The following is a 13,480-nucleotide window of genomic DNA, read 5'->3' on the forward strand; positions in this document are numbered from 1 at the left end:
AACGGTGGAAGTAGTGACCCACCTAGTATAGCAGGAAGTTGAGAGTAACGGCGATAGCCACCCCCAGTTTTAGGAATCACAACCCGTCAGACTGAAGCGGGGAACGGAAGGCGTGAGGGAAAACCTATTCCCAAAATCCGACCACTGCCAACCATCCATGACTAAGGAAATCTGAATGTTCCGACTTGAACCATCGTAATAGTTTGGTAGCGAAATAGGTTGATACGCTGCGTCCAAATGGGCAAGGGGAAAAGTAGGATAATCTTATCAATACCTACACAGACCTTTAAAAGTACCCCGGTGGAGAGGACAAGTCTAAAGATGGAATGCCCGTATAAACGGAACGTTTAAACCCCTTTTAGGCTCTCAAGTGGCAGGATGTACCTGCGGAGTAGTGAAAGTGTAAGCGTATACCTTTAAGGGGAAAGGATGTGACTGAAAGCCAATGCCTAACTGTAATGGTTAGGATATGCCCACTAGTCACGGTGTGGATATAGAGACCGCGACAAGTAAGAGTTTGATGACGAAAGCGAGTTTAAAGACTACGTGTTGTATTTAGCTCCCAAAGTTGAGGTCACAAAGCGGGGGGTAGTAGCCCTGTTCCTATTGACAATTAGGGTATCTACATCAGGAGCCGTGTGCTGGGAAACTCGCAAGCACGGTTTTGAAGTGGAGTTGGGGAAGGTGACTTCTCTTTCGACCATAACCGAGAATAGTTGAGGATAAACCTATTGCCAGATATGTCCAACCCAAGGAAGCGGCCAAAATCCTTGGAGTCCATGAAAGAACACTCCGCAGATGGGACGAAAATGGCTCAATCGAGACCATCAGAACCCCCGCTGGGCAACGACGATACAACGTTGAGTGATATACTGCTGCCAAATCAGGCAGTGACAAACGCAAAGTCGTTATCTATGCCAGAGTTAGTAGCCACGCCCAGCAGTCCGACCTCAACCGACAGGTGGCCGCACTGTCCAACCTCTACCCCGAAGCAGAAGTCGTCTCAGAAATCGGAGGCGGGCTCAACTTCAAGGGAAAGAAAATGCTGGCCTGACTGGGACATCATTTGTCAGGAGATGTCCGCATGGTTGTCATTGCCCATAAAGACCGACTGGCAAGGTTTGGATTTGACTTGTTTCGATGGCTCTGTGAGCAAAACAGGTGCTCACTCATGGTTCTCAACGAGACAAGTCTCAGTCCAGAACGAGAAATGGTTGAGGACATCCTCGCCATCCTCCACTGCTTCAGTTCCCGATTATACGGAGTGCGTAAATACAAAACTCAGGTCAAAGAAGATCCGGATTTACCCCAGCCCCGAGCTAAATCAAGTCTGGCGCAAATGGTTGGCCGCTTGTCGGTATTGCTACAACCAAGCAATTGCATTATCTAGGAGTGGTAAACGACTAAGCAAACTGAAATTACGCAACGAAGTGATGCAGAGCGACTTGCCTGCATGGGTCAAAGAAACACCCGGCCATATTCGGCAGAATGCTATCTTTGATGCCTATCTCGCCTTTTCAGCCAGTCCTGGCGCAAGGTTTAGGAGCTGTCGGGATAGTTCTCAAGCCATCAAGTTTAACAATGCTAATTTCTCTTCAGGGAGTTGGTATCCAAGACTCACGAAAGGATTAACTTTCATGGTTTCCTCAGCTATCCCTAAAACTTGCGGGCAAGGGACTCAGTTGGTGTTTACCAAAGGTCGATGGTTGGCGATTTTCCCTGAACCAGTTGCCGTTACCCCAACTGAAGCTACTGGCGTAATTGCATTAGACCCGGGTGTCCGAACTTTCATAACTGGGTTTGATGGCTCTCGGTTTCTGGAATTGGGCTCCGGGGAGATTGGAGGCATTACTAGGCTATGTCAACATTTGGATGATTTGATGAGCCGAATCGCCAAGGAACCCTGTCGTTCAAGGAGGCGACGGATGAGGCAAGCGGCTCAACGAATGAGAACCAAAATCCGCAATCTAGTTGATGAAGCCCACAAACAAATTGCTCACTACTTGACTCACAACTACAGCATAATTTTTCTGCCGACCTTCGAGACTTCCAACATGGTTGCCAAAGCCAAGCGGAAAATCAAATCCAAGACTGCCCGCGCCATGCTGACATGGGCGCATTATCGATTCAAACTAACCCTGAGACATCAAGCCGAGATAACTGGAACCACAGTTGTAGATGTGACGGAAGAATACACCAGCAAAACCTGTACTCACTGTGGTCATGTCCATTCCCAGCTAGGTGGCTCAAAAGTGTTCCGATGTCCTGAGTGTGGGTTCACTCTACCGAGGGACTGGAACGGTGCTTTTGGAATCTTTCTAAAAGCTTTGCGGGATACCGCCTCTGTTACCTTAACGGGTAATAGTGCTATCGTCGCATTGTCAGGCAATAGCCGGATAAATGTCGCGTAAATGTATCAGGTGATCACAGCATAAGTCAATAACAAGAGTTTCCCAGGTGGCAAATAGGGGTATGAGGGCGGGCCTAATTAGGATTATGTTCTGTTCAAGGCTTAAACTGTTTCTGTCGTAAACAAGGGTGAGTTGATCTAGTGCCGATCGCGATCGCGATCAAAAGTGGTACAGTGTAACCCAGTGGAGGCGATCGCAGTTGGTAACACCCCTAAAATAATGTCAATATAATTAAAAACGGGTTGGTACGAAGAGGCAAGAGTGGATGAACAACGTCAAAGTCAGAATTTACGAACTATCACGAGAGTTAAATTTGGAGAACAAAGACATCTTAGCCGTCTGTGAACGGCTGAATATCTCTGTCAAAAGCCATAGCAGTACGATTACGGAATCAGATGCTGAACGGATCCAGAAATACGTTGCCAGTCATCCCATTTCCGCATGGTCTGATGAAAATCCTGATGCAGCCCATCAGTCCCATGCTGGTGGTGCTGTGGACAAGAAAAAACAACAGATTTTAGAAATTCGCAGGCCAAACCTCATCAGACCAGAAAATCAACCATCACCGGCAGACTCACCCCAGCCTGAGCCTCCTGCTGCATCCGTTGCCACTCCCCCCAAACCCCCTAACTTGTCCGAATCATCTGTCAGTTCCGAAACCAATATATCCGAATTGCCAAAACCCAATAATTCCCCCCAACCCCCCCGCCAACTCCCTGTGGAAGTTACCTCTTCTGGAATTAACACAGCCTTTGATGATGTCAGCGGGGCTAATAGACCCGAAAAAGCGATCGCCAAGATGCCTAAATCGACTACTTCGACCAGCTCAGTTACAACTGAGGAAGAATCGCCCACTTTAGTAGGGCCACCCGCCAGACCTGTACCGACGGCTAGTAAATTCTCCGCAACCGTCTCGTAAGCCCGTTTTAAAACAGAATAAGCCCACTCCCAAACCCAGTCAGTCCGGGAGCGGTCCCGTGGAGAAAAGCGCTGATAAAGCTGATAAAGCTGATAAACCAGTAGCTTCCAAACATAAAAAACGGCCAGTTACCTCTGATAACCAAGAGGTTAGAGAGGTGAAAAAGCGGGTTTCTACGGTGAAACCTGCCAGGTCGATGCCGGAACTGCAACCACCACCTTCGAGACAACCAAGCGTAGCCATTAAAACCGAACCGACTGAAATCATCGAGGATGATAGCGATATCGGGGCTATACCTGAAGATGATGGTCTATTGGATTCTAAGCGCCCCAAACGCGGTTTAACGCTGAAGCGGCCTCAACCCATGACTTCACCTAAGCGTGCGAGTTCTGTGGATGATGATGATGATGATATTGATGAAAAGGGTGGTAAGGCAGGTAAAGCCAAGGTCAAGCGCCCCCGGATTAAGCCTCTGATTGACGATGAGGACGATGATGATTTTGATAGCCTGACCACTGATAGCTCCGAGTCCGAGGCTCTGAGTATATCCTTGGCTCGACCTCCCAAGGCTAAAACTGCTTCGGGAAGCGGAAAATTGGCTGCAGTCTCTAATCAGGGACGAAAGAAATCAGCACCATCTCGCCATTCCGGTGGTAGTGGTGGTAGTGGTAGCGGGGCGGCTGCTTCTCGGCGCGCGCCTACACCAGCATTACCAGAAAAGGTGGAGCGTTTAGTGGTTCAAGGACCGATGACGGTTCAGGAACTCGCCCATGCTCTGTCAATTGCGGAAACCGAAATTATCAAGCGTCTGTTCTCCCGTGGTATTGCGGTTAATATCACAGAAACCCTAGATTTCAAAACTATTTCGATGGTTTGTGAAGAATTAGAGGTTACGGTGGTAACCGAGGAGCAGAAATCAGCGGCTCAAAAACCTGATAATATCCTCAATGCGGAAGATTTGGATAATCTCCAACGCCGTCCGCCAGTGGTAACGATTATGGGTCACGTTGACCACGGAAAAACTACCCTACTCGATTCTATTCGCAAAACTAAGGTAGCCCAGGGAGAAGCGGGAGGCATTACCCAGCATATTGGTGCTTATCATGTTGATGTGCAAAATGAGTCCGGCGAGACTCAACAGGTAGTTTTCTTAGATACTCCTGGTCACGAAGCCTTTACAGCTATGCGAGCCAGGGGAGCGAGAGTTACTGATATTGCTATTCTGGTGGTAGCTGCTGATGATGGGGTGCGACCTCAGACGGTGGAGGCTATTAGCCATGCTAAGGCGGCGGGTGTGCCAATGGTAATTGCCATTAACAAAATGGATAAGGAGTCGGCTCAACCGGACAGAGTTAAGCAGGAACTGACGGAATATGGTTTAGTTCCTGAAGAGTGGGGCGGTGATACGATTATGGTTCCAGTTAGTGCTATTAATGGCGGAAATCTCGACACTCTCCTAGAGATGTTGCTGTTAGTGGCGGAAGTTGAGGACCTCTATGCTAATCCTAACCGTATGGCTAAGGGTACGGTGATTGAGGCTAACCTAGATAAAGCGCGCGGCCCGGTGGCTACTCTGTTAGTACAGAATGGGACTCTGCGGGTAGGAGATGTGATCTTAGCAGGTTCGGCTCTGGGTAAGGTTCGGGCTATGATTGATGATCATGGTCAACGGGTGGAGAATGCCAGCCCTTCCTTTGCTGTTGAGATTTTGGGTTTGCGGGATGTTCCGGCGGCCGGAGATGAGTTTGAGGTGTTTGAGAGCGAAAAAGAGGCGGCGGCTTTGGCTTCGGAACGCGCGAATACAGCTCGACAGTCTCGCTTACTCCAGGGTCGAGTTAGCCTCAGTGCTTTGTCGGCTAGGGTTCAGGAGGGAGAACTTAAAGACCTCAATATTATTCTGAAAGCTGATGTTCAGGGGTCTGTAGAGGCTATAGTTAATGCCCTGAAGAAATTACCCCAGAAGGAGGTACAACTGCGACTGCTGTTAGCAGCGCCGGGTGAGGTGACAGAAACTGATATTGACCTAGCAGCCGCTAGTGATGCGGTCCTGATTGGTTTTAATACTACTACGGCTAGTGGCGCACGCCAAGCGGCTGACCGCGCGGGTGTAGATATTCGTGAGTACAACATTATCTATAACCTCCTCGATGATATTGAAGCAGCGATGGAGGGTATGCTAGAACCGGAATTGGTGGAAGAACCTCTTGGTCAAGCGGAAGTGCGGGCTATTTTCCCTGTGGGTCGTTCCCGTGTGGCTGGGTGTTATGTTCAGTCTGGTAAGCTGATTCGTAACTGCAAAATCCGAGTTCATCGTGGTGGACAGACAGTCCATGATGGCTTCCTTGACTCCCTCAAGCGGATTAAAGATGATGTGAAGGAAGTTAATGCCGGATATGAATGTGGTATTGCGGCTGAAAATTTCAATGACTGGAATGAGGGCGACTCTATTGAAGCCTATCGAATGGTCACTAAGCGTCGGACTCTCTCCCGCTAGGGACTTTGTTGGTTAGCTAGAGATTATTGGTGCGCCAGTAATGAGGGTCTGGCGCAGGCTACCCCGGTTTATTTAATAAGCCGGGGTTTCTGCTGTGAACTAATTTCAGAGGGCTTTAAACTTGTCTGTGATGCGTTCCATGGCGGCTTCTACGTTTTGACGACTGTTAAAGGCTGAAATGCGGAAATATCCCTCCCCGGCTGCACCAAAACCGGAACCTGGTGTTCCTACTACATTACAGGTTTGCAGTAATTTATCAAAAAAGTCCCAACTTGATAGACCGCTGGGGGTTTTGACCCATACATAGGGGGCGTTGACACCACCATAAACTGTGAGTCCGGCTGCGGTCAATTTTTCGCGAATGATTTGGGCGTTTTCTAGGTAGAAATCTACGAGTTGTTGGATTTGGGATTGTCCGGCTGGGGAATACACTGCCTCGGCTCCCCGTTGTATAATGTAGGAGACTCCGTTAAATTTGGTGGACTGGCGGCGGTTCCACAGCTTCCACAGCTCGACATCAGACCCGGAGGATGTTTTTGCCATTAATGTTTTGGGAACGACTGTGAAGGCGCAACGAGTGCCGGTAAAACCAGCATTTTTGGAGAAGGAACGGAATTCGATCGCACATTCACGAGCGCCTTCAATTTCATAGATGGAGTGAGGTAAGCTGGGGTCGGTAATAAAGGCTTCGTAGGCGGCATCAAATAGGATAATTGAACGGTTGGCGCGGGCGTAATCAACCCATTTTTTCAGGTGTTCTTTGGTGGCTGTAGCGCCTGTGGGGTTATTGGGAAAACACAGATAAATTAAATCGACGCGATCGCTGGGAATTTCGGCGGTAAAATTATTCTCGGCGGTAATGGGAAGGTATAGCAACCCCTCATATTCCCCACGCTCATTCACGGGTCCGGTATTTCCTGCCATGACGTTGGTATCTACATAGACGGGATATACTGGATCTGTGACGGCAATGGTGTTATCTTTGCCAAAAATATCCAGAATGTTCCCAGTGTCGCATTTGGAACCGTCAGAGATAAAGATTTCCTCCGCGTCAATATCGCCGCCTCTGGCTTGAAAGTCATGTTGGGCAATTTTTTCGCGCAACCAGCTATAACCCTGTTCTGGTCCATAGCCCTTGAATGTAGAGCGATCGCCCATTTCCTCGACCGCTTTAATCATAGCAGTTCGGCAGGCTTCTGGTAAAGGTTCCGTGACATCACCAATTCCCAGTTTAATTATTTGTGCGTCGGGGTTGGCTTCCGCAAAGGTATTAACCCGCCGGGCGATTTCTGGAAATAGGTAGCCAGCTTTGAGTTTCAGGTAATTATCGTTAATAGTTGTCATCGTTACTGTGCAAACACTCTCCAACAGCTTACCGCCTAGGGGGGACGTGCGATCGCTTATTTTTCAACACAGTCTTTCTAGGGTCCTTCCAACCGACAAGATATCCAGGTCAAGACACCTCCGAATAATTCACGGTTATTTTAGGCTAATTTAACCCCCAAATAATTACCTGTAGGGTGCGTCAAACCTGGCAGATATGGAGGTCAAGACACCTCCCCATAATTGACGCACCATCTTAACTGTATCGCCTGCTGTTAACTACGGAGATTCATAGAGACTTAAACTGAGGCATATTGTTTACTAATTTCTCGCAAAAATTTAGTCAAAATACGCCGATCTGATTCCTGGGGTAACATTTCCAATAAATCTCCCCAGGATTTTTCTAAATCTTGGTACTTAACATAGTGATGGTTCCAGAGAATTCTGTCATCAGTAAAGGCAATTCCTTGGGTAGACATAAAGCCACTGGTATCTATCAGGGCAATAACTTTTTCGTTATCCTTGAGATATAGCCATTTTTCTAAAGCCTTTGATAGCCTATCCAAGGGAATATTAGGAGCAGAAAAACCATTAGTAAATTTATACTGAGACTGTACCTGATTTTGCACAAATTCTCCGATACGACTGGGGATTTCTTCTTCAGTATAGATGTAGGATAGAGTTTCTAGCTGCTCAAGCACTGATTGATCCCGTTTCTTGCCCTTTTTCATGGATGACCAAACCCAAAATGCTGTACCGAACGCAACCGCTGCCGCACCGCCAGTCATCACACTAACTCCACCCAGAGCCGCCATAATTGCAGTAGTTGCGGCTGCACCGGATAAACTTCCGGCTACTCCCAAAGCAGTGGCTGCAGTCCAAGCGCCCAAAATAGTTGTAGCGCCAGCAATTGTGCCTGTTCCGATCGCAATTCCCAGATTTTTTTTGTCTTCACCATCCATTTTTGAGACTAATGCGATCGAGACAACTCCCGCCGCTCCGATCAGGGCTGCTCCTCCCGTAGCTACGGCTAACCCGCCAAGCATTCCCAAACCTCCAGCAGCCACAGAACCACCACCCAAAGCAGCTAACGCCGCATTAGTAGCAGCCCCTCCAGATAACGTGCTAATCAGAGTCCCCGTACCTGCTGACACTCCACTTGCGCTCAAGGCATTTACAGATACCGGGACGATCGCCGATCCTATTTTGGCAGCGTTTTTTGCTGGTTTAACCAGTGAAAGCACATCATAATTGTTCTGGCTCACAATGTTTTCTAAATCCTGCTGGCGGGCAGCCTGGTAAACCATTTTAGCATTATCTGGAATATTCGCTTGAGCGATAAAGGAGTCTAAGGCTTTTAAGGTTCTTGTATCTTCCAGCTTATTGCCGTCACGTACCTCCTGATAAATTGACAGGTAATTTTCTTTTGTTTCTGAGGATAGTTGGGGACTTTGCCAAATCTCGTTGACTAAAATCAGATCAACGGTTAAAGCCCTTGATTTGGCACTTGCTAAAGAGTAAGTTACCTGAATTTCTGGTGGCAAATCTGAACCCACCACAATTGCATCTAAAGCCGTGAGAGCGTTAAAGTCAGGACATGGTTCATTAGCACGCACATAAGCAAAAGTTCCTTTAATTATTTTCTGCTCTTCTGGACTGAGTGTAGACTCGTTTAAAGTAGAGTCAATGGCTTGCTGAAGTCCCACTAAACGGGAATTGGTACTAGCAAGTTGATAGCGAGCCTGAATGGTGCTGTCCAGCTTAGAAGAAGCGATCGCATAATCCAACAAATTTAAAGCGCTCAGATCCTTAACGTACTCACCATCCTCAATTTGCTCATATACTGACTTACATTTTGATCGGCTTGAGCCGGGCCGAATAAATTTGATATTTTGGCCAATTTCTTGATAAATTTTATCGTCTATTCGAGTTTTTTTGTCATACAAAGTATGCAACACAAGCGTAATATCTTTACCCTCAAAACCGCCCCCCTTGATAGTCATCTCTTGGTTATCTTCAATCTGGGCGGGAATTTTCACCGACAAGTCATTTCCCGATCGCAGAGTAACTATCTGCTTTCCCCCATTTCGAGCGATGGTATAAGGAACAAAAATATGATAAGTTTCTAAGGAAATGTTGCCTTTGCCTAATCCTTGGCTATCCGCTTGAACACTCAGTGGATTAATTAAATCTTTAGTCAGCAAACCCAAAGTTACTAAAGCGATCGAACCCAGAAAATGGCGACGATTCAGAGGATAACTGTTTGGTGTCAGCATAACAACTAATACCTGAAAATATGACGGTTAATGGATAATTGACAATTGTCGGGGCGGGTTCTGCTGTCAACTCTCAATTCCCCACGACCAGATGAATAAACCCGCCCCACCCGGTCATTAATTATTAATTATTAATTATTAATTATTAATTATTAATTGTGGGTGTCATGTAAACTGAAATTAGATGGCTTCTAAGGTAGGATTACCTTGTTCATCTACCCAAGCTATTTGGGTAATTCCCCGGCGACGGGCGGACTCTCGGAGGGCGAGTAAATCATCGGAAATACTCAATTCCATTTGTACCTGTGCATCGGGGGACTGACGCAAATCTTGTGCATAAGCAAAGGCGGCGGCTTCAGCTTGGGGGGTTTTGGGAACCACCAAACAATCACCGGAGGGAATATCAGAGGGAAGCTCTCCCATGTCTAATAATACCTGATGCAGTTCCTCAATGGTGAGGGAAAAGCCAATACTGGGTTTAGTTTCTCCCTGGGGATGATAAAGTCCTAAAAGCTGGTCATAACGTCCGCCGCGACCTAATACCCGTGAACCCGAATGACTATCACTGACTACAATAAAGACAATGCCTGTGTAGTAGTCAAAAGTCTGAATCAGACTGAGATCTAGGGTGATAGACATAGGAGATAGAGTATCTGGTCGCAATTTCTGATATTGATTGAGACCATCAATTAAGGATTTTAGGTTGTTGAGGGCAGATCTTTGGCTGTGGTCTAGGTCTAGTTGGGAAACCTTGGCTAAAACGTCTTCAGGACGACCGCGCAAGTCAAAGAGGAATAAAGCCCGTTGTCGCAATTCTGGCGACATGGAAAGGGTTTCCAGAGTAATTCTATCGAGATTAGCGATCGCTTGTCGAACCTGATCGCGTAAGGGTGGCGGAAAGGGAGATAAAAGCGATCGCGTTAATCCAGCTTCCCCTAGGATAAACTGTGGGTTTTGTAAGTTTAGCGATCGCAAACAGTCCCATAGCAGTAGTAAAACTTCCGAGTCAGCGCGGACCCCATCAGCCCCAAGTAATTCTACTCCCGCCTGATAAAATTCTAACTGTGTACCATGTCCCGTCTCTCCACCCTTGCGGAAGATATTAGCATTGTAGTACAGACGTTGCGGCCAGTGGTCATTCCCCGCCATGCGAGAAACCGCCGCCCTAGCAATAGAAGCGGTTAATTCCGGGCGCAGTCCCAAACCTTCATTTTCTGCATCTTGTAATTGTATGACTGTTGAACGTTGTACCGCCCCCCCAGCCATAAGGGTATCAAGCCTTTCCAGGGTAGAGGTGATAATGCGATGATAGCCCCAGCCGTGGAATACTTGCTGTAGTCGGCGTTCAATCCAAATTTTTTGGGCTACATCGAGAGGAAGTAGATCTCGCGCACCCGGTGGCGGTTGATGAATCATGGGATTAAAAAAAGTAGTACAAAATTAGGGGACGGCTTACAGATTATTACAGCTTACCTCCAATTGAGTCGATTTGTTCACCATGGTGGCATTTATTTTTTCTTACTCCCGCCAAATAGTCGCCCTAATAAACCGCCGCTTCCTGAACCTGACTTTTTGCTTTTACCTTTGACACTAGAGGTGGTAGCGGTTTTCTGAATTAGTTGTTGGGCTTCGATCGCTTCCGGCTGATTGGGATCAATACTTAGGGCTTTTTTAATATGGGGTGTACCTAATTTAGGCTGATTTTGTTTCACATAAATCAACCCTAATAGACCATGACAACGGGGGTGTGATGGTTCCCGTTTTACCGCGTCTTTTAGTTCCAGAATAGCTTTAGCATAGTTGCTAGTTTGCATTAACTGGACCGCGCGATCGCAAGCCTTATCCACAAAAGATGTTTTCGCTGGTCGGGGTGGCGGCGCTTCCTCTGAATTAGTGGTGGCTGCGATCGGAGGTGGCGGCGTAGGTGTAGCGGCTGCATTACCTGGGCGCGATCGCATTAAATACACTAAATTCAGTTCGCTAATTTCCCCAATTCTAGCCAGGGCTTGTTTCGGCGATTCATACTGTTTTTCGACCAATTCTTGTAAACTGGTTTCATATGCTTGATTAAAATCACCTATGGTCTGTAGTTCTTTAGCTGATTCTGTGGAGATTTGAATACTGTTGGGGTCTTGTTTAATGCGATCGGCGATCGTTTTGATTAACAACTCATATTCTCGTTTCTCATCATCCTTAGAAAACTTGTTATAAGCCGGACTCACCAATTTCGCCAATAATTCCTTACCAATTTCTTGTTCTTCCGCTTCCTGAAAAGCAGAAGTATCTGGATGCAAACGACGCGCAATCCTCATATATTGTTTACGAATAGCATTAAAATCAGAGTCGATTTTAACACCTAAAATAGCATAATTATCCGTAATTCCAAGCTGGAATAATCCTTGATTTATTTGAAATGACATAGTATTCGCCTTTTGGTATCTCAGAAATGCCAAGTTAAATTCTGATTTTCAGTGATATTCATGGGATTATAACTAGATGCAACCATATCGAGGATATTCCAATAACCTCCAACCCCAAAGCATAACAGTTAAGCCTGGCACAATTACGGATGATTAGCTAGTTAAGCCCACAGAGATAACCGGATCGCGGTATCTGTGTGTACGTCTGACCGCAATTTACTCAAGCTCAACTGCTACTCAATCTTATTTTGACATATTTTCTGACTGATTGGTGATTCTGCTGTGGGAGTCAGAGGCTACCAGGAAGATAAGGGGGGTGTTTCTAACAGGGCTTTACTAAGGCTAGAATGTAGGAAACCATTGGTAGCTAAAATTCGCCCAGATTTAATTTCAAAAGGACTCTCATCATAGGCTGTCACCTTTCCCCCAGCTTCTTGGACTAAGACCACCCCCGCCGCCAAGTCCCAGGGAGATAGTCCTCTCTCCCAATAACCATCTAAACGTCCGCAGGCGACATAGGCTAAATCTACAGAAGCCGACCCACCACGCCTGACTCCCTGAGTGAGGTGAGTCAGATAACAAAATTCCGCATAATTATTATCGGGGGTTTCGCGACGGTCATAAGCAAACCCTGTCACCAATAGACTTTGATCTAGTGAATTGGTTTGAGAGACCTTGATCGGTGTACCGTTACAGGTAGCACCATGACCAGTCGCACCCTGGAATAATTCATCATGAAAGGGATTATATACCGCACCGACCTGGGGGACTCCATCAATCAAAAGAGCGATCGAGGTAGCAAATGCTGGATACTGATGAGCATAGTTAGTGGTACCATCGAGGGGGTCGATCGCCCACAAATAGCGACTGCTAGTATCCCCTAAACTACCAGACTCTTCCGTAAGGATACCATGACCGGGAACATGGCGCTTGAGAACCTCCAAAATTGCCGCTTCTGAGGCTTTATCGGCTTCTGTGACTAAATCTCCTGAGCGTCCTTTCTCTTGAATATCTTGTAAATTACCCCAGTAATACTTTAAGACTGTACCCCCCGCAGTTGCTGCTAGGGTAGCCACATCCAAAAATGTTTGTAATGGTTCTTGAGTCATTTTGGCAAAAATTCCATCAGTTTCAGCTCACAGATAACACCATAACCCGATTAATCAATCATAATTCCCATAGTAGGGAAAGCCTGTGTCTGGGGACAAGTTTTGATTATACGAACAGCACTGGATCATGAAAACCTTGTCTCAAGAGAGCAAGGATGAAAGGCGACACGGGTACTTTAGTGCCCGTCAGCCCAAGACCTGATCAACTCTCGAACAACATCGCTGTTTGACTTTACACGCTTACTAGATAAATGCTACACCGATTGAGCGTGGATAAAGGTAACCAACCACTTAAAAAACCTTGTGGCCGAAAGGCGTACACTGAACCTTGACCATTGAATCTATGGGGTTTGGCTGCATTGTTCTAGCTTCCTCCTTCGAGCAGGTAAAAGATTCACAGGAACTAGACAAATCAGTTTTTGAGGTATATTTGCTTCAATCTAAACAGGATTGGCAGAAATGCAACTACGGTAGGGCATACCGAAAGTAACGCTTGGGGAGAGTCCCACCTCTGGGCTAGACGACGCA

At 46.8% G+C, this 13,480-nt stretch carries 6 protein-coding genes and 2 pseudogenes; 3 read left to right on the plus strand and 5 right to left on the minus strand.

Annotation, left to right across the window (positions count from 1 at the left end; genetic code table 11):
- The first annotated feature begins 730 nt into the window (after positions 1 to 730).
- From XZ46_RS31565 to infB, 3 genes and pseudogenes are all read left to right on the plus strand, one after another.
- Positions 731 to 1,390: pseudogene (locus XZ46_RS31565) on the plus strand (IS607 family transposase).
- Positions 1,302 to 2,411 carry an RNA-guided endonuclease InsQ/TnpB family protein gene (locus XZ46_RS31570; protein WP_230428085.1) on the plus strand — a complete coding sequence of 370 codons (1,110 nt, stop codon included), beginning with the start codon at positions 1,302 to 1,304 and terminating at the stop codon, positions 2,409 to 2,411. Before XZ46_RS31565 ends, XZ46_RS31570 begins: the two are co-directional and overlap by 89 nt.
- 265 nt (positions 2,412 to 2,676) lie before the next feature.
- Positions 2,677 to 5,824, plus strand: a pseudogene (infB, locus tag XZ46_RS03590) (translation initiation factor IF-2).
- 105 nt (positions 5,825 to 5,929) lie between these two features.
- Here the strand turns inward: infB and XZ46_RS03595 are convergent.
- From XZ46_RS03595 to XZ46_RS03615, 5 genes are all read right to left on the minus strand, one after another.
- Positions 5,930 to 7,168 carry an LL-diaminopimelate aminotransferase gene (locus tag XZ46_RS03595; protein ID WP_008057195.1) on the minus strand — a complete coding sequence of 413 codons (1,239 nt, stop codon included), beginning with the start codon at positions 7,166 to 7,168 and terminating at the stop codon, positions 5,930 to 5,932.
- A 278-nt stretch (positions 7,169 to 7,446) separates the two neighbouring features.
- Positions 7,447 to 9,423, minus strand: coding sequence for a hypothetical protein (locus XZ46_RS03600; RefSeq protein WP_008057193.1), 1,977 nt, complete (start codon positions 9,421 to 9,423; stop codon positions 7,447 to 7,449).
- A 180-nt stretch (positions 9,424 to 9,603) separates the two neighbouring features.
- A complete protein-coding gene (locus tag XZ46_RS03605; protein WP_008057191.1) occupies positions 9,604 to 10,839 on the minus strand; it encodes an ATP phosphoribosyltransferase regulatory subunit in 1,236 nt (411 codons plus the stop codon).
- A 92-nt stretch (positions 10,840 to 10,931) separates the two neighbouring features.
- Positions 10,932 to 11,843: a J domain-containing protein gene (locus XZ46_RS03610; protein ID WP_008057190.1), complete on the minus strand. Its 912-nt coding sequence runs from the start codon at positions 11,841 to 11,843 to the stop codon at positions 10,932 to 10,934.
- A gap of 296 nt (positions 11,844 to 12,139) precedes the next feature.
- Positions 12,140 to 12,952 carry an inositol monophosphatase family protein gene (locus XZ46_RS03615; protein WP_008057189.1) on the minus strand — a complete coding sequence of 271 codons (813 nt, stop codon included), beginning with the start codon at positions 12,950 to 12,952 and terminating at the stop codon, positions 12,140 to 12,142.
- Positions 12,953 to 13,480 lie beyond the last annotated feature (528 nt).

It is taken from the genome of Limnospira indica PCC 8005, assembly GCF_000973065.1.
In the GTDB taxonomy this organism is placed as follows: Bacteria; Cyanobacteriota; Cyanobacteriia; order Cyanobacteriales; family Microcoleaceae; genus Limnospira; species Limnospira fusiformis.